Source organism: Aureliella helgolandensis, assembly GCF_007752135.1.
In the GTDB taxonomy this organism is placed as follows: Bacteria; Planctomycetota; Planctomycetia; order Pirellulales; family Pirellulaceae; genus Aureliella; species Aureliella helgolandensis.
Genome location: NZ_CP036298.1, coordinates 6,972,556 through 6,998,692 on the forward strand (window position 1 = coordinate 6,972,556; position 26,137 = coordinate 6,998,692).

Consider the following 26,137-nt stretch of genomic DNA (forward strand, 5'->3'; position numbering starts at 1 on the left):
TGAATCAATTGCCATGTTGCTGTAGATTCGCCATTCCTGCACCGCAACCATTGATAACTGATGTTTTGAAAGCCGCTCCCGCATGGGTGACTTGCACTTCCATACTTCCCAAGCTGAGGAGTTCGATCCTCGCGTATGGAACACCGCCTACCTAACCGGGATCGAGGGAATTCCTTGGCATTGCCACCACCGCCTGCAAGGCGAACAGTTTAGCATCGGTAGGGAAATTGACGAGTCAGGCAAATTAAACATCGTGTGGCCCACCACCGCTTTGGGCAATGTTTGCTTGGCAACCACGAGTTTGCGACTTTCTCCCAAGCTTTACAACTTGGGGGTGGAAGTCGCCCGTGGAACCGTCCACCAACTCAAAAATCAAGCCTACGAGTGGCAGCGCATCGGCCTTAAATTTCCCGATGGCTTCTTGCCGCTCGCCGACCAGGCTCTCGATTACTTGCTGCAGGGCTTGACCGCTCCCGCCCAATCAAAGCAGCAACATACGCACGCTCAGAACGCCATTGACCAATCCCTGCAGGCGTCCGTCGCTCTGTGCGATACATTCAGCACCCAAGCGCTCGATTCGCGGCGGGCGACCGAAGGCCGCTTGGCAACGCTGCTCGGTGCCAGACTCCAACCGGAAGTCTCACTCACCAGCATTGGCGATGCCCTCAACTCGGCTTTCAACCTAGTCAGTGTGCCCGTCGAATTGGGACGGGTCGAGTTGAGTTCCGGAAAAACTGATTTTTCGCACTTCGATCAACAGGTCGAATGGGCGGCCAACGTCGGTAAACGCGTCTGCGTCGGTCCGTTGGTCAACTTCCGCAAGGGGCAACTCCCCCAGTGGATGGTGCTGTTGGACGCCGAGTTCGAGAAGGTGCTGGAAGTCTCCTGTGAGCACGCCGCGAGGTGCGTTGAGCGCTACCGAGGTAAAACGCATGTTTGGAATTGTGCGGCTGGTTTGAACGTCCCAGGTGACATGAACTGGAGCGACGAAGAAGTGCTACGAATGGCCGTGGCGCTCATCGAGACGGTCCGTCGCGCCGACGAACGCTCCCCAGTGCTGCTCACCATCGATCAACCTTGGAGCGAATACTTGCGGGACGAACCCAACGGTATCTCGCCACTCCACTTTGCAGATGCCTTGATTCGAGCCGACTTGGGACTCAGCGGCCTGGCTCTTGACCTCTCCTTCGGCACAGAGCCTGGACTTTCCTTCCCGCGAGATCCCATCGACATTAGCCGCCTGGTCGATCGCTGGGCTATGCTCGGTTTGCCGCTCATGATTCACCTGAGTTGCCCTACCCACACGCCTCAGGGCCCCCAGTCCTCCAGTTCCACCGCTGGCTGGAAAACGCCAGCCGCCTCATCTACGGGAGCCCCCATCAACTTCGTCTCCCCCGAGTTGCTCACCCGCTTGCTCCTTTGCAAGCCAGCCGTCCATGCGGTGATTTGGGATAATCTGAGCGACCGAGTTCCCAAGGCCGGAGGCGCCAGTGGACTTTGGGGCGTCGACGGAAAAGCTAAACCGTTGCTCCGCAACATGTTAGATCTCAGACGCACCTACCTACACTAGGCCGTCACCAGCCTCGCTGTCCACGTGGGCCCCCTGAAGCTCTGTAGCATCCTCTACCCAAGATTTGGTACTAGAGGTGTTGGCCGAGATGGTTCCACATGGCTTATGGCCCAGCAGATCCATCCTGCGTTCCGCGCCGGAAGCAGAATCGGTCCGGCTAGATTCCGACTTTGTAGCATCAGCGCCCCTGTTTTCTGGCCGGGGAAAACGCGTTGCAAGTCGCCCAACGCCACGGAGAGGCGACTGTTGTTCAATCCCTTCAATCTAAACAGGCATCCACGTCTGCGCAGACTTCGGCAATTTTGCCTGGTCAGTCTGTGCCTGATCGTCGCGCTCCTCTGCTTAGGTCGCAATTGGATTGCACGACATGCCATTGAACGCATTGGCAGCTATGTCTTGGGGAATACAGTTCACCTGCAACAGATTGAAATCGGCTGGCGGACCATCGAACTGGAGCAGTTGTCGATCCTGGAAAAGGCACTCGACGAGACGACGCAGGTTCACATAGAGCGTATCAGCGTAGCCACCAATCTTTGGGGCGGCTGGAGATCGGGGCAGTGGTTCGACTCGATCGTCCTGCGGGAGCCAACACTGCATCTTCGTTTCGACGCAGACGGAGCGTTTCTCAATCATTTCCCAACGACATCGACCGGCCAGAACGGCAACTCCCTCCCACTCAAACTACCTTTCAGAGCACTGCTGGTAAGGCAAGCAAGCCTTATCATTCATCAAACCGATCGCACACCGCTCGCTGTCCGTGGGGCAAGTCTCTCAATCCAGGCTGAGCAGCAAATTAGAATACGAGGCGAAATCACCGACCTTCTGGGCAGCAAGCTGCATTTCCAAAGCCAGCTATCCCCCGATGACCTTTCCGGCAGTTCCCTCGCGATCCTGCGTCCCCTGCAGCTCAATTCGAAAGACATCGCTAAATTTCCCTTGCTCCCAGCTTTTGATATTCCCGCTACGCGCGTCACCCTGGAAGGCCAACTTCGGGCGCAGCACCCGGCAGGCGAATTCAATTTACTGAAACATTCCATGGCGCTGAACGGGAGAATCTCGGATTTCCATTCCGCTTCCTGTGGACTGCTGTCTCGCGAAATCCAATTTAACGGAAGCCTGCTAGAGGGACTCGCAACCGTCCAACTGGCTGGCGCCTTAACGCATGGAAACATTGCTTGCGATGCAACAGCTTCGTTGACCACAGAGACTCCTCAGGCAACCGGCACGTTCCGCCTCTCCGACGTTGAACTACAACCACTCGCTCAGATGCTTGGCTTCGAAATCCCGGTGGAAGCAATCGCCACGACAAACGGCAATGCCCAACTCGTCTACCACAACAAGTTGTTGAACTTCCAGGCCGACCTCGCACAAACACTTGCCAACATCCGTGTCGACGGAGTTCCCGTGGACGACGTAGCCACTCACCTAAATTGCACCGGTAGCTATGCGCCGAATCGAGCTCAGGCCTTGGTCGGAGTGCTCACCCTGGAAACAGCCAGCGACGGTGTCGCATTGCAATCGGTGGCAGAGCGCTATGCACTGGGGGCGGCTACCGGGCGATTGGGGTGGCAAGCCTCAGGCACCATTCCATTGGAAACGCTGACCGACTTGCAGACGTATGCTGCCCAAGGGAGTGTGCAAGCGAGCGAAATTTCCAGCCAAGGCTTGATCGTTGCTCCCCTCACTGCGACAGCTTCACTGCGCGACGGTGAAGTCTCCATAGACTGCAGGGCCGTGGAGTTGTCGGTCGCCCAGGCGGTGCATCGCCCGGCCAATTGCATCGTGAACCATGTGCGTCTGTCCGACAATGCCAAGTTGACCAGCAGCTTGCGAGCAACGCTTCCGATCGCCGATCTACAGAATCGACGCCACTGGCGTGCAGCCGTCGACCTGGAGATCCAGCATCTGTCAATTGCTGGCGAACCACTTAGCGACTTCAGCACGCGCGCGGCATTGGACGCCGGCGAGCTTCAGCTATCCCCCTGTACGATACGTTGGCGGAATACGATTTGCAAGATTACCGGTCAAGGACACTTGAGCGAACCAACGAATGCATCGGCTGCCGGCCAGAGCGGCAGCTCAGCGGGTGTCAGATTCACCGTTGGCCCGATCTCCTTGCACGACATCGGAGAACTGGCCGCCGGTGCCTCGAGTCGTCCCCTACCCATAGCTGGGGCAGTCCACACGACGGGCGCCGTGCGTGTCGATCTTCAGAGACTGAATTTCCAAGCGGGCGGTGATATGCAAATCAGCGACGCCGCCTATGCCGGTGCGAAAATCGGCGATGCGAAGCTGACTTGGGACGCCACCGCGCAAGGTGCAAACTTGCATAGCCAGTCGAGTTCCTTTCTAGGGGGCACCTATGCGGTGGACGCATCGATGCAAAGTTTGGATTGGACGAAAGCACAGGTCCGGGCCAGCTTACAAGACGCTGCGCTCAGTCGATTGATCGCCCTGGGCGCGTCCACCACGCCGCTTCCCCTAGGAGGAACGGTCTCGGGCGCCCTCGAACTCCATTCCCTTGGAGATTGGGATTCGTTGGATGCGACCGGCTGGGGAGCTACCCAAAACGCCTCGGTAGCAGGCATTCCTCTTGACCTGCATACGACCGTCTTGCGGGTTGAAAACGGGCGAGTGTCGCTGGGTGCGGCAGGTAGTGCGTTCGAGGGCCAACTCGCGATCGATGCGGACGCCAAACTGGCTGACGTTTGGGATTGGTCGCAACGCGAACCTCTGGCCCTGCAACGCTTGCCTGTGTTTGGCCTACTTCGAGCCACTTCACTCAAGCTCGACCGCGCACTGCCCATCGCAGATCCCTCCGGTGCGCTGCGCCCCTTGCGTGGTGCGATCCACTTTTCCGCCGAACGAACGGCCGCTACCGCCAGCAAGGGGTTGCTGGCCTCTCTCGACTTTTCCGCGGAGAACATTCGCTGGAATCGAGCTTCACTCTCACAACGGGTTAAGGGCTCCGCGTCGCTTCACCCGCAACGCCTCGTCCTTCACAACCTGGATGGACAATGTTTCGGAGGGAGCCTATCGGGAGCCGCCGAGGTCGACCTGACCTCACCGCTCTCCGGCTCGTTCCGAATGGGTGCTGAGCATGTGAACTTGCGCCGCGCTGCAGCTCCCGTGCGAAGCCTTGCACGATCGATCAGTGGCACTGGCTCCGTTGCGGTCCAAGGCCGCTTGGGAAACACCACCACCGCCTCCTTGAAATTGCATGCCAACAACCTAACCATGCACGAGGTGGTGGTGCAGGAGGTGCGCATGCCGATCGAGTGCTCTCTCCAGCTTGCCTCCCAACAGGTCCGGTGGCAATGCCGGGGTGGCACAATCCACTTGGGCCGAGGCACGATCTCCGTGACATCCGACGGTAGCTTTGCAAATGGCATGGCCAGTACCAACACCCATGCGGAACTCCGTCAAATCGATACCGCGCAGCTCTTGCGCGGCAAAGCCATCAACGCGGGCACGGTCTCTGGCGACGTCTACATCCAGGCGCAACGCGCCAACACGGCCAACGATTTGCAGGGCCGGTTCGCCATCGAGCTAACACAGCTCCAATCGCTTGAGATCCCGGGCATCGACCAATTCCAGTCCCTCCTCAAGCTGTCCACTTTAAGTGGCCCATCGTTCCTGCAGCAGGACGGTGGCAGCGTCCATGGTCGCATCGCTGGTGGTCTCGTGTATGTCGACGATCTATTCGTTTCCAAAAGTGGTCTGCAAGTATTGCTGAGCGGCACGTCCTCCCTGGATGGCCGAGTCAATTTTGATGTCACGGCGTTGACCCAGCAGTCGGGACCTGCGGACGGTTTGATTTCGCTGGCACAATCCCCGCTGATGCTGGCGGCCCCCGCCCCCGTAGCGTTGCTGATGAAAGCCAACGAAGCACTGAAAAATCGCGTAGTCCATGTTCAAGTCTCCGGCACCGCCGCTAGGCCGACGCTGAGCCTGCAACCAGGCAAGAAACTATCTCAAGACGCATTGCGCATGTTTATCTCCGGAACCCTCGGAAGCCAAGCAGCCGATCTGGCAACCCGTCAGCAATACAAATCCACTCGCTAATCAATACGCAGGAACATTTCGATGCCACACACCCAGCCACAGAAAAACCGATGGAACCGAGGGTGGAGCTCCGTGCCAACGCTGGCTCTGCTAACTATTGTTGTCCTCACCATCGGTTGTCGCACGGCCGCATCCCTAGGCCTACCGATCGCGGCCGGCGCCAACTACATGCTGCATGACGTAGCCGAGATCCGACAAAATGCAGGCCATCGCGAGGATGTCGCTTCGGAATTGGCAAAAGCGCCCCTTCAACCCCACCGGGTCGAAGCAGGGGATGTGTTAGTTATTGAACCCAACGACTTCAACTCTCCCGTCCAGGTCCCCAGCGACCATACCGTCCAGCAGGATGGGACGATTGATTTGGGAGGTTACGGGCGCATGCAAGTGGTTGGCTTAAGTGTCCCAGACATCCAGCAACAGGTTCAACAGTCAGTTCTCCAACAAGAAACCGCGAAACGTCATGCGAAAATCGGCCTAGCATCCCATAGCAGTCAGGCGGGCAGGGAAGCGGAGGAAGCCGAAGACTACGGGGTGACCGTTCGCTTGGTCAGCCAAGAACGTGGAGTGGTGTACGTCATGGGTGAAGTCAACGCGCCAGGTTCCTACCCCATTGCCGGTAGTGAAACCGTCCTGGATGCACTTATCCTAGCGGGAGGCCTTTCGACTCGCTCCAACGAGCACAAGGTCATTCTCACACGACCACAACCGAGTGGACAAGAGCGGTTGATCCTGCCGGTCTGCTATCACCAGATCCTGCAACTCGGTGATACCGCCACGAACTACCAACTGCAACCTGGAGATCGCATTTACGTCCCCAGCCTGAGTATCTGGGAAGACATCAAGCAGAGCGTCCCCTGGTCAGCCCAAAGAAGTTGTCCACAATGCCGTCAATATTAGTCTTGGGTTCCCACGACTTGGACCACGACCGGTTCTCTGCCCAACGTTTCGGCGGCGACTTGCATCACATCTTCGGGGGTCACCGCCGCATAGCGGGCGAGCACGACGTCCAGTGGTTCATAGCTGCGGCGGTTCAACCAAGCTTGCCCTACGGCGAAGAGACGATTGGACGGTTTTTCGTCCGAGAGGATAAGGCTGCTTGAAACCTTATTGCGAGCCAGTCCCAATTCCTTTTCAGTCACCCCGTTACGCAAGGTTTCCGCGAGCACGCGTTGGATGATCTTCGAATTCTCGGTGGCATCCTCCGGTGCACAACACAGGTAGCCGGCCAAACAACCGCAGTCCCCGAAGAATTGAGGCCAGATCGCAGCCGTTTCGGCTCGGCCCGTATCGATCAACTCCCAAAACAGGCGGCTTCCGGTATCGTCTGCCAGGATCGTGCACAGCATGCGCAGAGCATACCGCCGCGGATCATTGCGACTCAGGCCCGGCCACATCTGGACTTCATAATGCTGATGCCTTGACTCACGCTCGATCACGGCAGAGCCGCTATGATAATTGGCTGGCAAGTTGACTCGAGGCTGCGATTCGGCCGGCCAATTCTCAGAAACCTTCGAAACATGCTCGATCAACTGCGACATATCGACTTTGCCGCTCGCGATCAAAAACATGTTGTCCTTGGTATAGCGGCCGCGATGATACTCATGCATTTGCGATACGGTCATATCGGCCACGGTCTCGGAACTTCCCAAGACGCGCGTCGCCAGTGGATGCTCTCCGAAAAAAAGTTCACTGGCTTTCTCAAAGGCACCGTAGGGAGGCTGATCGTCGTACATCGCGATCTCCTCTAGGACCACCTGACGCTCCGTCTCAAAATCTTCCTCACGCAGCAGGGGCTGCATAATATCGGTCAGTAGATCCACGGCATGCGCTTGGCATTCTGGCAAAACGGAGGCATAGAAGACCGTAGAGTCCTCGGAAGTGTAAGCGTTTGAATGCGCCCCCAGGTGGTCGAGTTCGCGATTCACTTCGGCGGCAGTTCGCCGCTCGGTTCCCTTAAACACCATGTGCTCCAGGAAATGGCTTACCCCCGCCACTCCGGGTTGCTCATCGCGCGCACCGGTATCGACAAACCAACCCAGTGACGTTGTAAACGCAGTGGGATCCTGGAGAACGACAATCTCAGGTCCCGATTCAGACTTGTGCGTTAGCAATTCCATCCGGCAGCTCCAGTGCTTGTGACCCAACAGTCACGAGCGAAAAATTCTTGGGTAAATGCTCACAAAAATGTTGCTGCAGTCCCTCACAGGTCAATGCATCAACTCTGGCACACACCTCTTCACGCGTGGGCACTCTCCCCAGATAAAACCAATCACTGGCAATCTGACTACTGCGGGCGGCCGAAGACTCTTGCTCAAAGACAAGCGAGCTCTTAATGCGGTACTTCAATCGCTCAAGCTCATCCACCGTGATTCCATCACGCAACGAAAATATCGTTTCCAACAAGACTTGCAGAGTTTCCTCTGCTCGATTGGTAGTGGTACCCGCGTAGCACAAGACACTGCCCAATCCCGCCAATGAAAAACAGGTGGCAAACACCGAATAGACCAAGCCACGTTTCTCGCGGACCTCGGTGAACAACCGACTGCTCATGCCATCACTCAAGACCCCCACCAGCGCACGACTTTCGTAGTACTCGGGACTCTCGTAGGGTTCACATTCGTAGGCTAGGGCAAGATGAATTTGATTGGTGGAATGATCCACATGCCGGCTACCATAATTGGGCTTCAACTCAGGCAACTCTCGAGGAGGTGCGCCGGTCCAATCCCCCAACCGCGCTTCGACCAAATCGCAAACCTGCGTCCAATCAAAATTCCCAGCCACCGCCAGGATGCTTCCCGCCGGCTTGTAGGTATCCTGAAAAAAGTGGTGCATCTTCTGATGGTCGATCGCTGCCAAGCCTTCGCGCGTGCCTTGCGAGATACGGCCAAAGGGGAGCGGATATCGGAAGCGTTTCAGCTCACTAAAGCAGCGGTGCGAGGCCTCGTCATCCAGGGCTCGCAAGTCCTGGAGACTTAGCTGGCGCGCATCGTCCAATTGGTCGGCCGGCAGATGTGGTGTACGAACCAAATCGCTGTAGAGCCCCAAGGTTTCAGGGAGTACTTCACGCGGCATTGCACAGCTAAAGGAGCTGTGATTGGTGGTGATGGAACTACCGCGTTCAACCCCCAGCTCATCCAGCCGCTCCAAGAACTGGCGGCTGTCAAGTTCGCCGCACCCTCGCTGGACCATTTCATTGGTCATGCCAGAGAGCCCATCCAGCCCATTGGGCTCGTAACAAGTCCCTGCTGGTAGATGGAGTGAAAAGGCTGCCGAACGCAACCAGGGCATATGCTCGCCGAGTAACACTAAGCCATTGTCGAACTTGCGGTAGAGCAGCTCTTGATTCATGCGATGCCTAAGACGTCTAGGAGAAACCGTTCACGAGACTCGTGCTGCCTCACACCGCCTCGACTGCGGACGTCGCTCATCGCCCTTTGTCCAAGGGCCGCCAACGCTGGCGCCAGCAGTGGCGACTGTGATCTGCGAATGAGGATGCGCACTATTCTTTCTTGGACTTACTGTCGCTCTTCGATTCACTCTTCTTAGAGCTGCCGCCGTCACTCTTGGAGGAGCTATCGCTGGCGGGCTTGTCGGCCGCTTTCGCCTTGTTATAGGACTCGCTGCGATAATCGGTTTGATAAAAGCCCGAACCTTTGAAGACGACCGCAGCACCGGTGCCCAACAAGCGTCGCAGTTTTAACTTACCGCACTTGGGGCATTTCCTCTTCTTCGGATCGTTAATTCCTTGATACAGCTCAAACAGATGGTCGCACGCATCACACTGATAATCGTACGTTGGCATTCAAAGCTCCTGCACCGTGATACGGATGTAAACGAAAATTGGTAGGACGGACAATCGTAAAATGGCGAGCCAACGCAATTTCCCGATATAGCAACTCGCCGCAGGGCGGCTCGTTGAGTAAATTCCCACCTCGCACTTGCGGGAGTGTTCAACACTCCCAGCGGCCGCTGCAATCGCGCCTCACAGCCCTAGAGCTGGGCACGAAGATTGCCGCTGAAGCGTGCTTGGCAGGGTGCTACTTTCGCGTAAGGACATTAAGACTCGAGATGCGCTGACACCAACCAGCCAATGGTGCCCAGCCCAAGCGGCTAGGTGCACCGACCACCGGCGGCGGACTAACCCGCGGTACCGGTACTGACAATGACGCTGCTGGGGCGGACCACGCGGTCGTGCAGCTTGTAACCCACTGCAACTTCCTGAGCCACCGTCCCAGCCGCATACTGCTCGCTGGGCATTTGCGAAATAGCCTCGTGCACATTGGGGTCAAACTGCGACCCCACGCCATCGATGACCGTACAGCCGTGCTTTGCGAGGGCAGTGGTAAACTGTTGCCGCACTAGTTTCACACCCTCCAACAGCGATTGAGGATTGGCCGCGTCCTCCTGAGCTGCCCCGATGGCTCGATCCAAATTATCAATCGCTTCCAGCAGATCGCGAATCAGGGCCGTATTGGCGTACTTGAGTTGCTGTTCCGAATCTCGCTGCATGCGTTTTCGGAAATTCTCCAACTCGGCCTTAGAGCGGAGGACTTCGCGTTCCGCTTCCAAAACGCGTTCATCCACGGTGAGCTCGGCGGCTGCCGGAGCTTCCTCGGGACTCTGCTCCAACGCTTGATCCAACGCATCTGCAAACGCCTGAGATGCATCATCCGATTGATCATCGGCCTGGGGACGGGATTCTGAATTCATGTTTTGGTCTTCTTGTGTCATCTCTAAGGAATTCTCCAAAGCATGTAATGGATTTGAGTCGCGAGCCATCCATGCTTTACCACGGATGGTTTCATCAGTGGAATCTCAGGAACGGTCCGCTATTTATCCGCTTCCTGCTCCTGGTCTTCGGCACGAAAGTAATGGAATACACGGTCGATAAAGGATTGCCGCTGCGGGGTCACGTGCTCTTCCTCGAGCTCGGCCAATTTCCGCAACAACTCCTCCTGCGGCTTCCCAACTTTCTTGGGAATCTCAATGAATGTCTGCACTAACAAGTCGCCCTTCACGCCATTCCGCGGATCGGGCATCCCGTAGCCTCGCAACGGGAAGACCTCCCCACTTTGCGTTCCTTCCGGTATGCGCAGAGATCGCTTTCCGACCAAGGTTGGTATTCCAATCTCGGTCCCCAGCACCGCTTGCGAATAACTCAAGGGCACCTGCAGGATGAGATCGCTTCCCTCGCGCCGAAAAATCTTATGCTTCCGCACCTGAATAAAACAATACGCATCTCCCGGCGGGCCACCATCGGGGCTGGCTTGCCCCTCGCCCGACAATCGCACACGCATACCATCATCGACGCCTGCTGGAATTGAGACTTCCAGGACAACTTCACGTGGCTGTGCACCTGTGCCATCGCAATCACGGCAGGGGGTTGTGATGACTTTGCCACTACCACGGCACTGTGGACAAGCGGTCTGCACCCGCAGGATGCCGGTCGACTGAACGACCTGCCCCTGTCCACGGCAACGGCCGCAGACTTGAGGCTGGGACCCAGGAGCAGCACCGGTCCCACCGCAGGGCTCGCATTCCTCGTGTCGGGTCAAAGCAACCTTGGTTTGCGTTCCAGCCGCCGCCTCTTCCAAATCGAGCGTAACATCGCAGCGAACATCGGCACCACGACGAACGCGAGAGCGAGAGCGACCGCCGAAGAAATCCTCGAAGACGGTACCACCAAAGATGTCGCCAAACGCTTCGAAGATATCCCCTACATCCTGGAATCCCGATTGTCGGCCTTCAATCCCAGCATGCCCGTGCTGGTCATAACGCGCTCGCTTCTGCTCGTCGCTCAAGACCTCGTAAGCTTCGGCCGCCTCTTTGAATTTCACAATCGCGTCTTCGTCATCCCGGTTGCTGTCGGGATGGTATTTGATTGCCAGCTTGCGGTAGGCGCGAGAGATTTCTTGCCCAGAAGCGGTGCGTTGCACGCTGAGCACTTCGTAGTAGTCGCGTTTGGTAATGGCCATGACGCTAAGCAGTCCTTCCAACCGAAGCTCTCCGCGAGTTCGGCCCATTGGGGAGTTCGACGATGCTTGTAAAAGCAATGTTGGAAAAAAGGCCACCCTCAATTCGAGGATGGCCTTTGTCGATCAACGATAGTTGTTGGCAGGCAGGTTTCTAGGAAACCGAACCTTCAACGCGTCGCTTTTCCTTATCTTCCTTGTCATAGTTCGTAACCAAGGCTTCGGTCGTCAGCAATAGGCCGGCAATGCTACCCGCGTTGGCCAACGCAGTTCGCACAACCTTAACCGGGTCGATAATGCCACTCTTGAGCATGTCGACGTAGGCACCCTTGTTGGCGTCGTACCCTTGGGACAACGGCTTTTGGCTGACTTCGTCCGCAACCACCGATCCGTCAAGCCCAGCGTTATCTGCAATCTGACGCAGCGGAGCGGACAGCGAGCGGCGGATGATCTGCGCGCCAATCTTCTCGTCACCCTTGCACTTGTCGATGCACGCTTGAACCGCTTCCGTACAACGAATCAGCGCCACACCACCACCAGGAAGAATGCCTTCTTCCATAGCAGCTCGCGTCGCATGCAGTGCGTCTTCAACCCGCGCTTTCTTCTGCTTCATGTCCGCTTCGGTCTCAGCACCAACGCTTACCACAGCAACGCCACCGGCGAGCTTGGCCAAACGCTCTTGCAACTTTTCGCGGTCGTATTCGCTGTCGGTCTGCTCGATCTGAGCACGGATCTGTCCAACGCGTTGATCAATCGTCTTGCGATCACCAGCACCTTCGACAATCGTCGTGGTTCCCTTGTCGATCGAAACCTTCTTGGCCCGACCCAACTGCTCCATGGTGATCTTCTCGAGCTGGATTCCCAGGTCGTCGCTGATGAAAGTACCACCGGTCAATACCGCGATATCCCCCATCATCGCCTTGCGACGATCGCCAAATCCAGGTGCCTTGACTGCACAGACATTCAACGTTCCACGCAACTTGTTGACCACCAGCAAGGTCAATGCTTCCGCATCGATATCTTCGGCGATAATCAACAGGGGACGCCCCGTTTGACTCGCTTGCTCCAACACGGGCACCAAATCGCGAATGTTGCTGATCTTCTTTTCGTACAAGAGGACCAACGCATCTTCGAAATCACAAGACATACTGCCTGGTGTCGTGATGAAATAAGGCGAGATGTAGCCCTTATCGAACTGCATCCCATCGACGTACTCTACGGAAGTTTCGGCAGTCTTGCCCTCTTCAACCGTGATCACGCCATCCTTGCCAACTCGCTCGAGCGCTTCTGCCAACAGATCGCCAATCGCCATGTCATTGTTGGCACTGATCGCACCAACTTGAGCCACTTGCTGACGGTCGCTAACCGGCTTGCCCAGCTCGTGCAACTTGGCGACTGCCGCCTCCACAGCTTTCTCAATTCCGCGACGAACCGCGGTAGGATTGCTGCCAGCTACGATATTTCGCAGACCTTCTTTGAAGATCGCACGCGCTAGTACGGTGGCAGTTGTCGTGCCGTCTCCCGCCAGGTCACTCGTCTTTTGAGCAACTTCGACGACGAGCTTCGCACCCATGTTTTCGAACCGGTCTTCCAGTTCGATCTCCTTGGCAACCGTCACCCCGTCCTTCGTCACGGTCGGGCCACCGAAGCTCTTGTCGATAATGACATTGCGACCAGTGGGGCCCATCGTGACGGCTACGGCGTCCGCCAGTTTCTCGACGCCACGCAACATGCGTGTGCGTGCGTGATCTTCAAACATCAACTGCTTTGCCACGCTACCTGTCCTTCATTTTGATTGTTGTAGTTGGGGGGAGTGGGCGGAACGCTCGCAAGCATTCCGCCACTACGCTTTGAGAGAAGCAAGGACTGGTGAATTACACCAAAACCTTTGCCAAGATGTCACTCTCACGAAGAATCTTGACTTCTTGGCCGTCGACTTCCAACTCGCTTCCACCGTACTTGCCGTAGATCACGACATCGCCGACAGCAACCGACAAGGCTCCACGATTGCCGCTATCCAGCAGACGTCCTGGACCAACGGCCACTACCGTACCGCGCTGTGGCTTCTCTTGCGCCGAGTCAGGCAGCACAATGCCTCCAGCCGTCGTAGCTTCAGCCTCTTCGGGCTTAACAACAATCCGATCATCCAAAGGACGAATTTTCAACTTAGCCATGCTTAAATTCCTATTTCAAAATGTGTTGATATATGTATGAATCGAACGAACTACATCATGCCGGGCATACCGCCCATGCCACCCATGCCAGGCATTCCGCCCATGCCGCCCATGCCGCCCATGCCACCCATTGGGTCCATGCCGCCCATGCCGTGATCATGATGGTCACCGCCGCCAGCTTCCTCTTCGACAGGAATTTCTGCGATCAGCGACTCGGTGGTTAGCAGTAGCGAAGCCACACTCGCAGCATTCGTCAACGCAGTCCGTACAACCTTCGTGGGGTCGATAATGCCAGCTTCTACCATGTCGGTATAACGATCCATATTGGCATCGTAACCCTCGGTTTTGCCCTTTTGCTGACGCACGCGATTCACAACCACCGCACCGTCCAACCCAGCGTTATTGGCGATCGCTCGCAGTGGGTAGTCCAGCACGTTGAGAATGATATCCGCACCGAATTGCTCATCACCCTCAAGTTTGAGTTTCTTGAGAGCCGCTTCACAGCGAATCAAAGCTACTCCACCACCGGGCACAATACCTTCGTGCAAAGCGGCTTGCGTCGCAGCCTTGGCATCGTCGAGAAGGGCCTTGCGCTCCTTCATTTCCGTCTCGGTGACAGCACCTACGGAAATCTGAGCCACGCCACCAGCCAATTTGGCCAAGCGCTCTTGCAACTTCTCGCGATCGTAATCGCTGTCGGTATTCTCAATTTCGCGGCGAATCTGATCGGCACGCGCGATGATGGCATCTTTCTTACCAGCACCACTTACCAGGATGGTCTGCTCGCTGGTAATGCGAATCTTCTTAGCTCGGCCAAGGTCTGACAGCTTAACGCTCTCCAGATCAATGCCCAAATCCTTGAAAATCGCTTGCCCACCGGTCAATGCAGCCAAGTCTCCCATGATCGCCTTGCGACGATCACCATAGCCAGGAGCCTTAACAGCACAAACGCTCAAGATGCCACGCATCTTATTCACAACCAGGGTGGCGAGCGCTTCACCGTCAACGTCTTCCGCAATGATCAGCAACGGCTTCTTAGCCTTGCTGGCTGCTTCCAACAACGGGATCAGCTTCTTATTGGAGCTAATCTTCTCTTCGAAGATTAGAATGTGACAATCATCGAGCTCAACGCTGACATCGTCAGGGTTGGTCACAAAGTGAGGCGACAGGAATCCACGATCGAACTGCATGCCTTCGACCACTTCTACCGTGGTCTCACTTCCACGGCCTTCTTCTACCGTGATCACGCCATCCTTACCAACCTTGATGAAGGCATCGGCCAGCACGTCGCCAATTGCAGGGTCGTTATTACCTGCAATGGTTGCAACCTGCTTGATTTCCTTCTTGCTCTTTTCGTCGATTTTAATCGACATCTTATTCAGAGCCGCAGTAACCGTTTCAACCGCCTTAGCAATTCCACGCGCCAAGGACATGGGGTCAGCACCCCCGGCGACCATTTTCAGGCCTTCGCGGAAAATCGCTTCCGAAAGAACCGTAGCAGTCGTGGTTCCATCCCCCGCCACATCATTGGTCTTACTGGCAGCTTCCTTAACCAGTTGCGCGCCCAGATTCTCAAACGGGTCATCCAGCTCGATATCCTCAGCAACGGTCACGCCGTCCTTCGTCACCTTCGGCGATCCCCAACCTTTGTCGAGTACCGCATTGCGCCCCCGTGGACCCAGGGTGCTGCGGACCGCCCGCGCCAACTTCGAGACGCCAGCCAACAGCGGCTGCCTTGCGTCGTCATCGAATACCATCTGTTTCGCCACGTTCAGTATCCTCCAATGTGGATGAGAACTCTAAGAACTCGAATTCGTTCTAAATCTAAATTGCTTATCTTTCGGCCGATCTCAACCAGCCGTTCAGTGCTTGCGCAGTCAGTCTGGCAGTTGCCGAACTGTGGAGGCTCCCAATGCAAACCCTGTGCCACTCGTAACAGCAAGGTCGAAATTGACGGCTCCCAGGGGGCCGCGACCGACGCCCAACCAGCTCCCCTCTCCCTGCCAGCGGATTTGGCAGCCCTCCCACGATCCCTTGCCTGCCTCGCAGGCCTTACCCGCTCTCCAGCCTCTCTCGACGATTGAATAGGTGTCGAACTAGCCGAACGAACTGCAGCCATCGCCCCACCGGCCCCCATTAGGATTGAAGCCTCAGATAGATTGGGAACACAGGAAAGAAAATAACTGAGGAAAGAAAACACTCAGGCAAAGAAAACAGGTGGCAGGAGCTTTCAACCTCCCCCTCCCCCTGCAATAAACGGCTAACAGCCCACCCCACGCATGAAAACCTACAGCGTCCCTTCCGACAACAGCTTGATGCCGGCAGCTTGTTTACCGCCCACCTGCCGCCCATCCCCACAAATTCGGGCCACCTCCCAGCCTCCGGTCCAATCAGCAGGCATAATTCCCCAGCAGCCGAACGCCACCCGCTCATTTGGCATCCTGCGAAACGTGCCAATTTGACAGCCAAACCTCCTGGAAACCTATCCATGGAAGCCGAAGAAGAAGCAATCAATCCCTACGCACTCGCAATCTCCGACGATCACGAGCCCTTCGAACAGTCTAAGGCTAACGAGCCCCGGCCGCCGCGGCGAAGCTGGCTCCAGTCAATCCTCGTCTGGTCCGCAGTTTGCATCATCAGCGCTGCTCCCAGTTTCTTTTGGGGACTGACGATCGCCAACAATCAGATCCTGGCCATGGCGACCGGTATCGCCATCTTCATTGCCGCCTACACCATCGCCGACCAAATCACCCAGCGCCACCCCTGGCGGGCGCGCCGCATCATTCGTCAAGTCCTGAAAACAGGCTACATCAGCCGCATTGTAATTACGGTCATTTTCCCTGTCGGGGCATGGCTCGATATGATCTGCGGCCTCTTCTCGGTGGGACTCACGAACAGACTCAGGCATTCGAATTGGGGGGACAATTTCCCTCGAACTCGCGACGGACAGGACGCGATGACGTTTGTCGACTGCCTACTGACGACGCTGATCCAAGGCGTGCTGCTCAATCTAGTCCTCCTGGCCTATATGCTCGTAATTGCCGCTATGATCCTTTCGATCACCCAGCTCCAACGCTCTTGGCCTAGCCAAGATCCGCCTCCACCGACAGAATAGTCCGTTTGCTATAGGATCGCTCGAACAACTCCTGTCACCCCCACATCCCCAGCAAAAGTACGCACTTGGTGGGCACAGCGCTTGTTCGACCGATTCTCTCCCACACCGGCTTGACCTCAGTAGATTGAGAATTCTGAAGTGGATCGACGATTCCTAACCTGGCTAATGCTCACCACGGCCCTGTGCTTTCTGTACCTGAGCATGCGACCGCAAGTCCCTGAGGAAAAGCCTGATGCGAAGCGGCAAGCCGCCCAACAACAGGACCCTCTCCAGCTCGACCAGCCTGCACCGGCAGATGATGGCGAGCCTGTGGCCGATTCACCGGAAGCCGACACGCCCGAAAAGGGCGTTGGGGAAATTGGCGCAGAGGCCGACGCCCCCACCAAGGCGGCCCGGCCCGAAAACCCCTCACAAACCATCCTCCTGGGATCCATGGATCCCAGCAAGAATTTCAACCTCCTCGTAGCTCTGAACAGCCGCGGGGCAGCTCTCGAGCGCGCCGAACTGGTTGGCCAAAGCTCTCCCGGAGAGTTCCGCTTCCGAGCCCTCGAACACGACGGGGGCTACCTCGGCTACTTGGGGCTCACCGAAGAGCTCACCGGCCTGCAAATCCACACGATCCCGGAGGGTTCTGCGGCTGCCGCGGCCACCTCTCCCGATGCCACTGGCGGCCTGCAGATCGGCGACGTCATCTCCGAACTCAACGGCCAATCGACCTCCAGCCTGCGCGAATGGCAACTCGCACTCAAGGAAACCCGCCCCCACGAGCAGGCTCAACTGGTCGTCTCCCGCATGGTGGCCGGGGCTCCCAAAAAACTGTCCTACACGGCCAGTTTAAGCCAAGCTCCCCTGGACATCATCCGCGTTCACGAGCGGGCTCCCGAAGCGGTCCCTGGCAATTTGGCCCGCGCTAGCCTGATCACCACCATCGCCTCGCTCAACGAGGCGCGCATCCCGGCCGGACGCTCTGCCTTCCCCGCACTGCAGGAAGCCAGCCAACTGAACTGGGCCAGCGAACCGCTCGAGGTACCAGGCGGGCAGGGCGTCACCTTCCGCTTGCCACTAGAGAGCCTGCTGGCCAGTACCGGACGCCCCGGGAAGCTGGAAATCGTCAAACACTACCGGCTACTTCCAGCCAGCGAAGCGAACGACGGCTTCACGCTCGATTTAGAAACCATCATTGAGAACCACAATGACGAAGCAGTCAAAGCTTCGTTCCGCCAGGAAGGCCTGGCCGGACTGACCCTAGAAGGCTGGTGGTACTCCGTAAAAATCAGCCCCCACATGTTCTCCGGAGCTGGCCAACGGGATGTGATCTACAACACCCCCTTTGCCAGCCACGATATTCGCACCACGCGTCAGATCAATGACCACGCCAAGAAAACCCCCGCCCAGCCCGACATGATCCTGTTTTCGGAGAATGAACCTGCCGAAGCGAGATCGCTGAAGTACATCGGGCTAGATGCGCAGTATTTCAATGCCTCGCTGATTCCGCACCCCGATGCCCCCGATTCCCTCAGCAACCTGCGGCAAGCGGGCGCTTCGGCCGTGGCTAACGTCGAGGATATTGTCAAATCGCAAGCCCAGGCTACCAACGTCTCCTTCTGGATCGACTCAGCGGAGTCGGCGATTGCCGCCGAGGGACAAATCAGCCAACGCTACCAAGTCTTCCTAGGCCCCAAGGACACTCAAGTCCTGGCCGATCATGGACTCGATCGCGCAATTGAGTACGGTTGGTTTCCCTGGATCGCCAAGCCACTATCTGCCATTCTGCATTTCTTCTACGCCATCGTCCGTAATTACGGCCTGGCCATTGTCATGCTGACAGTTATGGTGCGGGGACTGATGTTTCCCCTCGGCCGCAAAGCGGCCATGAACGCGCAGCGAATGCAGGAACTGCAGCCAGAGCTCAAACGAATCAACGAGCTCTACAAAGACAACATGGAAAAGCGTGCCAAGGCGATGCAGGAACTGTACGCCAAGCACAATTTCAAACCGCTGGCTGGCTGCCTGCCGATGTTCATCCAGCTGCCAATCTTCATTGGGCTCTATCGCTGCTTGAGCGTCGACATCTCGCTCCGCCAGCAGCCACTGATCCCTGGCATCGAATGGTGCTCCAATCTGGCAGCCCCTGACCAACTCCTCGACTGGAGTTCCTGGATGCCAGCCTTCTTCGCGGAACGTGGCGTGGGCTGGTTGGGCCCATACTTCAATATCCTTCCGATGGTCACGGTCCTGCTCTTTATCGTGCAGCAAAAAATGCTCATGCCTAAGGCAACCGACGACCAAACCCGCATGACCCAGAACATGATGCAAGTCATGACCATCTTCATGGGGGTCCTGTTCTTCAAAGTTCCCAGTGGTCTATGCATCTACTTCATCACCTCCAGCCTCTGGTCGCTCGTGGAGCGAAAGCTGGTGAAGCGGATGACACCTCCCACGTCGCCCGCCCTACTGGCGGCAGGTACCGATGGCAAAGGGCCCGACGGGAAATCCCCCTCGAAACCTAGCGGCAATCCCAAGGGGAGCCCCGGCAGTCGCAAACGCCGCGGCGAGAGCGAAGCAGCCCCACCCTCGAAAACGGCCAGCAAAATGCAAGAGTTGGCTAAAATGCTAGAAAAACCCGCTGTCAAATCGGCCACGCAACGCGGCTCGCGCAAGAATCGCAAACGCAATTAAGATCGGTCCACGATGATCAGCCTGTTCGAGCTCCTCAAGATCGGCATTGGTCCCAGCAGCTCCCACACCGTGGGCCCCATGCTGGCCGCCCTGACCTTTACCCAGGAGCTGGAACCTCAGGCCGAAGCAGTCCAACGCATCCAGGTTGAACTCTTTGGCTCGCTGGGCCTTACCGGCATTGGTCACCGCACCGATTGCGCCGTACTGATGGGACTCTGCGGAGAACATCCGCGAACCGTAGACCCCAATTCAATCGACGCTCGCGTGGGGCGAATTCTCGAGTCCCAGCAGCTGAATTGGTTGGACCGTTTCCAGATCCCCTTCGACGCCCCCCACGACCTGCTCTTCAATCGGCAAGAGTCGCTACCGCAGCACCCCAACGGCATGCGCTGCCAAGCGTGGTCTGCTAGTGGGGCCCTAATACTCCAACGCGAGTACTTTTCCATCGGTGGCGGATTTGTAGTCACCGCAGAACAGCTGCAAGCCAACCAGGCGGGGCAGGGCAGGGGAGAGGATACCGGCAACGCAGAAAGCCGATGTCCCTTTCCATTCACGTCGGCCGATGAGTTGCTGGAGATCTGCCGCACGCGAAAGCTGTCCATTGCGGAAGTCATCCACCGCAACGAACTCGCCTTTTACAGCTCCGACGAGATCGACTCGCAATTGGATGCGATTTGGCAGGTCATGACCGACAGCATCGCCGCTGGCTGCCGAACCGAGGGAGTGCTGGCAGGAGGCCTGGGCATCCGCCGACGCGCCCCCGAAATCTTCCGAAAGCTCTCCACGCTCCCCAACGGCCAATCGACGACAGAACCACCGCCCAGCGAATCCCCCTCACCGGTCGATCCGCTCCAACAAATGGACTGGGTTACCCTGTACGCACTGGCGGTTAATGAAGAAAACGCAGCTGGCGGACGCGTTGTGACCGCACCCACCAACGGGGCAGCCGGGGTTATCCCCGCCGTGGCTCGCTACTACGAGCGTTTTCTGCCCCAAGCCAATCGCGCCGGTGTGCATGAATTCCTCAAAACAGCCGCAGCCATCGGCATGCTCTACAAACGCAACGCCTCATTGTCAGCCGCTGAAATGGGCTGCCAAGGGGAAGTCGGCGTAGCCTGCTCCATGGCCGCCGGTGGGCTCGCGGCCGTCATGGGAGGCTCCCCCCAACAGATCGAGAACGCTGCCGAAATCGGCATGGAGCACAATCTTGGGCTGACCTGCGATCCGATCGCAGGACTCGTCCAAGTACCATGCATCGAACGCAATGCCATGGGGGCCATCAAAGCGATCAATGCCGCTCGGCTGGCGGTCCTGTACGGCGATGGTCAACACCGCGTTTCCCTCGACCGAGTCATCGAAACCATGCGTCAGACTGGCGTCGACATGCAGAGCAAATACAAGGAAACCAGTCTCGGCGGCTTGGCGGTCAACGTTCCCATCTGCTAGTGCATCCGCTAGATTCGATCTTCGTGCCGCATGCTACTGAAGCGGATGGCCAGTGGGGTAGGGATCTGCCCGTGGGCCAAGCCCGAGCCACTCGCTTATGGGGTTACTGGTATTGGGCTACTGGCGATTCGATCAGAACTGCAAAATCGCTGCTCCCTAGCCGACTTGGGACGGCATTGGAAAAACCAGCTCTAACGAACTTCCAAGCGGGGCAGGCAGAAAACACTGGCCCTGCCGATGCCACGCCTCCCCCAAAGTTAAACGGGCTGTTGAAATAGTAACCCGCCGCGTCAGCAAGGACAGGTGGTCGCCACTGCAGGGCGATTAGGGGCACTTCCTGCACGTTAGAACTGAAGGCGCTATTAAATCAACAGCCCGTAAAGACAGGGGAGTCGGCAGTGAGCCTCCCGAACTTCGTTCTTGGGTCTTAAGTGCAGCCAGGCTTCCTATCGAACTGGGCTGACTGCGGAGCTCCTTGACTTGCCCCTCACCCCCAAGCATCCAACCGGATGCTTTTTGCCGTGTCGGCTCGCGAGGCTCACTCGGCCAACAACGGAGAGTCTGTTGCTGAGAACCCAGAGGGTTTGCGGAGCACGCCTGCCACAATCATGACTCCCAGACTTGCGGTATGCATTAACCAACATCCCGAATCGTCCGTCATGACGGTTCGCACCGTAAATCCAGCAACGAATAGCATCACCGCGAAATACAACATTTCGGTCAGGGGACACTGGCAACCGCTCTTGACGGTGTACAGGCCAAAGATGGCCCAAACGGTCATCAACGGGACCAACATTGCCGATGAAAAAAGAATTGCTTCGACGAGCCGTTCCATGTTCGAATCCTTCCGAAACAGGAGTGCTAATAAGATAAGAAACGCCCTGCGTTGAGAGAGTCTGACGGTTGGCTTCCAGCCACCGGAGTTGGCGCCCCGTCCATGAAGCACCAGAACTTTAACGATTCTCACCGCGAATTCCCTTATTAGCACACACGGTGTTTTACCAACAAGCCCAACCAAGAGAAATCGTGTGCCGCTCTCAAGGCCGCGCAGCTCTCCAGGCAGGGCTCAAGTCGCGCGACCAACAACACTTCCGCTCCAACCTCCTGCAAGTCGTTTGGAGGATCCAGCTTCACTGTGGCGCGCGCGGTGGGGCGCGCGGTGGCGAAAAAAGGACGTACCCCACCGGCCGAACCCCGGCGGGCTGTCGAAAAGTGCTACCAAGCGACCATGCCGCCGCTCCCCGTCGAACCGCATCGTCCCCTGCAACATGGCAGTCTGCCGTCGAATTCAACCACTCGGTGAGCCAGGTAAGGGAAAGCCGCTGCGAAAGCGTTAGCCGGGGAGCGCCATCGCGATTCAACCAGTCCGCGATTCAACCAGTCCGCGATTCAACCAGGCCGCGATTCAACAGTTCGCGATCAACCGTTCTGCGACAGATCGGAAGTCGGAAGTCGGAAGTCGGAAGTCGGGAGTCGGGAGTACGCGAAAACCGACGACCTCCAGCAACCAGCCAGCTGCGAGTTGGAGTTTCGGCAGTTGGACAGACAAGGCAACCGCGGCCGGAGCTAGAAGCAACCCCAAGCAAGCCGGGCTGTCGGAATAGTAACCCGCTGCGTGAGCAAGGAAAGTTCGTTGCCGCTACAAGGCAGTTTGGGACGCAACCTCCGCGTTAAAGTTCAAATTGTTATTAAATCGACAGCCCGAAGCGCAGGGCGAAAAAAAGGGAAGGGCGAGTCGAAACTCGCCCTTCCCGGCTTGGTTTTTCAATCATCTCGGCAGCGAAATGCCGACCAGACTCGCGCTTTACTTGACGAGCCCTTCGATGACTCCGTCGAGTTCCGTCCAGTGGACGCCCGTCTTCACCACTTTGCCCGAGGAGTCCACAACGATGTTGAGCGGCAGGGTCAAGATGCCGTAACCGACCGCCAGGTCGCTATCCAGGCCTCCCTCATCCACCAAGTGCACCCAAGGGAACTTCCCTTCCTGCAAAAACGTTGTGCGGCGAGCAAAATCAGCTTCGCTATTGTCAAAATTGATCCCGACAATCTTCAGCTTCGTTTTGGCATACTTGGCCTGCAGCTCTTTTAGAGCCCGCATTTCAGCCTTGCATCCCTCGCACCAGCTGGCCCAGCAATGGTAGACCACGGGTCCGCCTAGATAGCTACTGGAACTGAAGTTGCGTTGGTCAAGCGTCTTGCCCTCAAGCCCGAAGCGATTGCCAACGAGCTCCAAACGCCGCAAAGCCCCAGCCGCCTTACGGCCCGGAAGCGTACTGCCAAAGCCCTTGCTGGCCTTACCATACCACTCTTGCGCCGTCTTGGACTCGCCTGAAAACTCGGCGGAAAGAGCCATTTGGAGCATGGCATCTGCAGCATCTGGGCTCTGCGGGTACTTGGTCACGAAGGCCTTCAAGTTGTCGAGGTAATTGCCCTGCAACTTTTCGTAATCAGCTTCGGGCTGCTGCATCTCCAAGTTATGCGCCGCAGCGATCGTGCGATAAACGACATAGGCCAACTCCTCTTCGGAGGCCTTATCGGCCGACAATTTCGCGGCAAACTCGCGCAATCGCGCCACACCACCGGTGTACTCACCCGCCTGGGCCGCAGCGCTTACCGTATCAGCGAATTGCCGAATCCAGTCCGCCCGCTCCTTGCCATCGGTAGCAGCAGAAACCAGCTTCTCCAGCACGTCGGCCCGTCCGGCCTGCAAGACCTCCATGTTTCCGCTGCCCGAAACCAGCTTCTCATCGATTTCCTGCAACTCTGGCACGAGTCGCTCCATCGCCTTGCTAATCCCACCGGTCACTTCCGGTGCATTGCGTCCCCCGCGGGGCGAGAACGTGGCGGAGAAGAACATCCCCTCACCCGAGACGATCGAACCATCACTGACCGCTTCCGGCAGGTCCACCAATCGCCAAGCCGAGCCGACCTGGATCATCGTTCCCACGAGCAACTGCCGCGCCTCGCCGCCTTCATCCATCAGGGCCACGGTATTTTCGTACACGACCAGGTCCTTGGTCGAACCATCGGTTCCGGCCGGCACGATCCCGGGTTTATCAGCCCCAAAATTGGTCCAACGACTGCGTGGGGTAACCACTTTCTGCCCACTCGCCCAGGCAGTGAACTCAAGTCCCGCCTCGGTAACTCGCTTCCTCAGCGCGGCCTCTTTTTCTGCCCCTAAGCCCAGGGAGGCAATTTCAGCGTCTGCAATCAACAAGCGAGCGAAGCGGGCTGGGTCGCCAGCGGCCACCGCGCGCACCACCTCGGCGGTGACCTCTTCGGCAGAAATCACGCTCCACTCCTCGACGACCCCATCCTCGTTCTTATCGACTCCCCACCGCATCCCTTCGGTGCTCAGCCAGCGATAGGCATCGGCGGTTCGATTGGCATCGGTGTCCACCTCTCGGTAGACCTCGACCCCTGCGTTGTAATAGCTCCAGCGATCAATTTTGTTATCCCCATCGGTGTCCGCGAACCAGCGCAACGGCTGGCCAGCCGGTCCGGTGATCCAAAACCCCTTGCCATCGTCGCGTTTCAACTCCTCGATGGTGCATTCCCCCAGCTGCTCCTTGGAGACTTTTTCATAATTCACGTCAGGCTGTGCGGGGGCATAGGACAACGCCTTTACCAGCTGATCGGAGGGCTCTGCGGCATGCAGACTGGCGCAAGCAGCACAACAGGCGAGCGCTCCGGCAAGCGACTTCCGCAGCCAACCTTGCCCACAAACCGAATCCATTTTTAACTGCCAGTGCATCCCTAGCTGCTCCTCTTCAAGGGCTCAACGTACTTAAAAAACTTGCCACTTTAAACTTCCGACCACCGGCGGCCTCGCCCAGCGGGCCCTTACAAGCCCCCAAGACGACTGCTTAGCCAAGGCTCTCCAGCAGAACAACGCCACTGAAAAAACCAACCACCAAGCCGCGTACCAGCCAATCCACGAATTCCTGATTAAGCTCCGCGCGGAAACCTAGCACCGCGCAGATAACTCTGGTTGTAGCAACTCTGCCTAGCCGAGTGAATCGAAGTTTTGGCACCAAACGCGCAACATACGGCGCTTTAGAGGAATATCCCCATGCATTCTCAGCCCATTCCGCCCACTCTCGCGCCAACTCCGCTCCTAAGCCCATTGGGGGAAACCTACATTCCATTCAAGTCTCCCAATTAAGATGCCGATGCATTGAGTTCCGCAGACGAGGAATATTGAACCGGTTAATGGTTGACAGGCTGCCAGTATCGACTAATATTTTGCGGATCAGTGGCAAAGAGAATCTTTTTGGCACACCTGTTCGCCCATGTCTGACCACCGGTCACACGCATGGCTGCAAACGGGCGCGTAGCTCAGTTGGTTAGAGCGCGTCGCTGATAACGACGAGGTCCCAGGTTCGAATCCTGGCGCGCCCACTTCAGGGAAACCTAAGCACACCTTTCGCCAAGGCCCAAAACCCGAAGCGAAAAAAGAAGTCAGAAGAGCTGAAGATTAGGAATTGCAAATCCCGACATCCTCAGGCATACTTCTCACGCTTGATGCAGCGGCCAATTCAGTCGAACGCGATTCGCCTTGCGAACGCTAAGACTTTACACCGCAACACACAATACACCCGGGGGTGTAGCTCAGTTGGGAGAGCACCTGCTTTGCACGCAGGGGGTCATCGGTTCAAGTCCGTTCACCTCCACTTTATGGAAGGGTCCGCTAAAACGCTGACTCGGAAATAAAAAGGCCACGAAGTTCGAAATTGAACTTGTGGCCGAGCGAAGAATCGATGATGATTCCTCGCTCGAAGGAGACGCCAAGAGCTCACTAAAAACGCCAACTGAAAACTTTCAAAAGTGCAGTTGACGAGCTCTGAAACGAAACCTAAACTACTCGCTCAGGTGAACAAACGAACACCTAAGCGAAACATTGGTCTTTGACAATTTGGTTGATTGGTAGTTGGCATCTTAAGTGCACCGCCAAGGTTGATTCGACCGCCGCTCGCAAGAGTGGCTAGTAGATGAGAATTAAAGCAGGTGCACACACGACGCTGGAGTCAACATTCAGATGCAAATCTGAGCGTTGATTACCGATTTTATAGCGAGCGCTGAGAACGGCGGCTTGAGTGATCAAGTCGCAATAAAG

The 26,137-nt window shown here is 57.0% G+C and carries 16 protein-coding genes and 2 tRNA genes; 8 read left to right on the forward strand and 10 right to left on the reverse strand.

Going from position 1 to position 26,137, the window contains the following annotated elements; genetic code table 11:
• Nucleotides 1-82: 82 nt before the first annotated feature.
• From Q31a_RS24685 to Q31a_RS24695, 3 genes are all read left to right on the forward strand, one after another.
• Complete coding sequence (locus Q31a_RS24685; RefSeq protein ID WP_145083864.1) at nucleotides 83-1,570, forward strand: hypothetical protein; 1,488 nt, start codon at nucleotides 83-85, stop codon at nucleotides 1,568-1,570.
• Nucleotides 1,571-1,816: 246 nt separating this feature from the next.
• Complete coding sequence (locus Q31a_RS24690; protein ID WP_197355637.1) at nucleotides 1,817-5,635, forward strand: AsmA-like C-terminal region-containing protein; 3,819 nt, start codon at nucleotides 1,817-1,819, stop codon at nucleotides 5,633-5,635.
• A 21-nt stretch (nucleotides 5,636-5,656) separates the two neighbouring features.
• Nucleotides 5,657-6,532: a polysaccharide biosynthesis/export family protein gene (locus Q31a_RS24695; protein WP_145083870.1), complete on the forward strand. Its 876-nt coding sequence runs from the start codon at nucleotides 5,657-5,659 to the stop codon at nucleotides 6,530-6,532.
• On the opposite strand, the gene Q31a_RS24700 is transcribed toward Q31a_RS24695, so the two are convergent.
• The 8 genes from Q31a_RS24700 to groL (Q31a_RS24735) all read right to left on the reverse strand — a co-directional run bounded on the left by Q31a_RS24700 (nucleotide 6,529) and on the right by groL (Q31a_RS24735) (nucleotide 15,550).
• Nucleotides 6,529-7,752: a M16 family metallopeptidase gene (locus tag Q31a_RS24700; protein ID WP_145083873.1), complete on the reverse strand. Its 1,224-nt coding sequence runs from the start codon at nucleotides 7,750-7,752 to the stop codon at nucleotides 6,529-6,531. The two genes, Q31a_RS24695 and Q31a_RS24700, sit on opposite strands and share 4 nt — an antisense overlap.
• On the reverse strand, nucleotides 7,727-8,983 hold the full coding sequence (locus Q31a_RS24705; protein WP_145083876.1) for a M16 family metallopeptidase: 1,257 nt from the start codon (nucleotides 8,981-8,983) through the stop codon (nucleotides 7,727-7,729). The genes Q31a_RS24700 and Q31a_RS24705 overlap by 26 nt, the downstream gene beginning before the upstream one ends.
• Before the next feature lie 151 nt (nucleotides 8,984-9,134).
• On the reverse strand, nucleotides 9,135-9,437 hold the full coding sequence (locus Q31a_RS24710; RefSeq protein ID WP_145083879.1) for an FmdB family zinc ribbon protein: 303 nt from the start codon (nucleotides 9,435-9,437) through the stop codon (nucleotides 9,135-9,137).
• Between the two features lie 335 nt (nucleotides 9,438-9,772).
• A complete protein-coding gene (gene grpE, locus Q31a_RS24715) occupies nucleotides 9,773-10,414 on the reverse strand; it encodes a nucleotide exchange factor GrpE (protein ID WP_145083882.1) in 642 nt (213 codons plus the stop codon).
• A gap of 50 nt (nucleotides 10,415-10,464) precedes the next feature.
• Nucleotides 10,465-11,610, reverse strand: a complete 1,146-nt coding sequence (gene dnaJ, locus Q31a_RS24720) for a molecular chaperone DnaJ (RefSeq protein WP_145087614.1) — start codon at nucleotides 11,608-11,610, stop codon at nucleotides 10,465-10,467.
• Nucleotides 11,611-11,761: 151 nt separating this feature from the next.
• The gene (gene groL, locus Q31a_RS24725) at nucleotides 11,762-13,381 is read right to left on the reverse strand and encodes a chaperonin GroEL (RefSeq protein ID WP_145083886.1); all 1,620 of its coding nucleotides are present in this window, start codon (nucleotides 13,379-13,381) and stop codon (nucleotides 11,762-11,764) included.
• Between the two features lie 100 nt (nucleotides 13,382-13,481).
• Complete coding sequence (locus Q31a_RS24730; protein WP_145083889.1) at nucleotides 13,482-13,781, reverse strand: co-chaperone GroES; 300 nt, start codon at nucleotides 13,779-13,781, stop codon at nucleotides 13,482-13,484.
• A 50-nt stretch (nucleotides 13,782-13,831) separates the two neighbouring features.
• Complete coding sequence (gene groL, locus Q31a_RS24735) at nucleotides 13,832-15,550, reverse strand: chaperonin GroEL (protein ID WP_145083892.1); 1,719 nt, start codon at nucleotides 15,548-15,550, stop codon at nucleotides 13,832-13,834.
• A 719-nt stretch (nucleotides 15,551-16,269) separates the two neighbouring features.
• Between groL (Q31a_RS24735) and Q31a_RS24740 the strand changes: the two genes are divergently transcribed.
• The 3 genes from Q31a_RS24740 (at nucleotide 16,270) to Q31a_RS24750 (ending at nucleotide 21,021) form a co-directional block, all read left to right on the forward strand.
• On the forward strand, nucleotides 16,270-16,896 hold the full coding sequence (locus Q31a_RS24740) for a hypothetical protein (RefSeq protein WP_145083895.1): 627 nt from the start codon (nucleotides 16,270-16,272) through the stop codon (nucleotides 16,894-16,896).
• A gap of 138 nt (nucleotides 16,897-17,034) precedes the next feature.
• On the forward strand, nucleotides 17,035-19,575 hold the full coding sequence (locus Q31a_RS24745; protein WP_145083898.1) for a YidC/Oxa1 family insertase periplasmic-domain containing protein: 2,541 nt from the start codon (nucleotides 17,035-17,037) through the stop codon (nucleotides 19,573-19,575).
• Nucleotides 19,576-19,587: 12 nt separating this feature from the next.
• Nucleotides 19,588-21,021: an L-serine ammonia-lyase gene (locus tag Q31a_RS24750; RefSeq protein ID WP_145083902.1), complete on the forward strand. Its 1,434-nt coding sequence runs from the start codon at nucleotides 19,588-19,590 to the stop codon at nucleotides 21,019-21,021.
• A 538-nt stretch (nucleotides 21,022-21,559) separates the two neighbouring features.
• Here the strand turns inward: Q31a_RS24750 and Q31a_RS24755 are convergent.
• The gene (locus Q31a_RS24755) at nucleotides 21,560-21,988 is read right to left on the reverse strand and encodes a hypothetical protein (protein ID WP_145083905.1); all 429 of its coding nucleotides are present in this window, start codon (nucleotides 21,986-21,988) and stop codon (nucleotides 21,560-21,562) included.
• A gap of 837 nt (nucleotides 21,989-22,825) precedes the next feature.
• Nucleotides 22,826-24,775 (reverse strand): redoxin domain-containing protein, encoded by a 1,950-nt coding sequence (locus tag Q31a_RS24760; protein ID WP_145083908.1) that lies wholly within the window; start codon nucleotides 24,773-24,775, stop codon nucleotides 22,826-22,828.
• Between the two features lie 573 nt (nucleotides 24,776-25,348).
• On the opposite strand from Q31a_RS24760, the gene Q31a_RS24765 reads away from it, so the two are divergent.
• Together Q31a_RS24765 and Q31a_RS24770 are read left to right on the forward strand one after the other, a co-directional pair.
• Nucleotides 25,349-25,422 (forward strand) — tRNA-Ile (locus Q31a_RS24765).
• 199 nt (nucleotides 25,423-25,621) lie between these two features.
• Nucleotides 25,622-25,694 (forward strand) — tRNA-Ala (locus Q31a_RS24770).
• The last annotated feature ends 443 nt before the right edge of the window (nucleotides 25,695-26,137 follow it).

Excerpts from the sequence above, each read along its gene's own strand:
- Q31a_RS24685 (WP_145083864.1), top strand. The coding sequence starts at position 83 with ATGGGTGACTTGCACTTCCATACTTCCCAAGCTGAGGAGTTCGATCCT.
- Q31a_RS24695 (WP_145083870.1), top strand. The coding sequence starts at position 5,657 with ATGCCACACACCCAGCCACAGAAAAACCGATGGAACCGAGGGTGGAGC.
- Q31a_RS24700 (WP_145083873.1), bottom strand. The coding sequence starts at position 7,752 with ATGGAATTGCTAACGCACAAGTCTGAATCGGGACCTGAGATTGTCGTT.
- Q31a_RS24705 (WP_145083876.1), bottom strand. The coding sequence starts at position 8,983 with ATGAATCAAGAGCTGCTCTACCGCAAGTTCGACAATGGCTTAGTGTTA.
- Q31a_RS24710 (WP_145083879.1), bottom strand. The coding sequence starts at position 9,437 with ATGCCAACGTACGATTATCAGTGTGATGCGTGCGACCATCTGTTTGAG.
- grpE (WP_145083882.1), bottom strand. The coding sequence starts at position 10,414 with ATGGCTCGCGACTCAAATCCATTACATGCTTTGGAGAATTCCTTAGAG.
- dnaJ (WP_145087614.1), bottom strand. The coding sequence starts at position 11,610 with ATGGCCATTACCAAACGCGACTACTACGAAGTGCTCAGCGTGCAACGC.
- Q31a_RS24730 (WP_145083889.1), bottom strand. The coding sequence starts at position 13,781 with ATGGCTAAGTTGAAAATTCGTCCTTTGGATGATCGGATTGTTGTTAAG.
- Q31a_RS24740 (WP_145083895.1), top strand. The coding sequence starts at position 16,270 with ATGGAAGCCGAAGAAGAAGCAATCAATCCCTACGCACTCGCAATCTCC.
- Q31a_RS24750 (WP_145083902.1), top strand. The coding sequence starts at position 19,588 with ATGATCAGCCTGTTCGAGCTCCTCAAGATCGGCATTGGTCCCAGCAGC.
- Q31a_RS24760 (WP_145083908.1), bottom strand. The coding sequence starts at position 24,775 with ATGCACTGGCAGTTAAAAATGGATTCGGTTTGTGGGCAAGGTTGGCTG.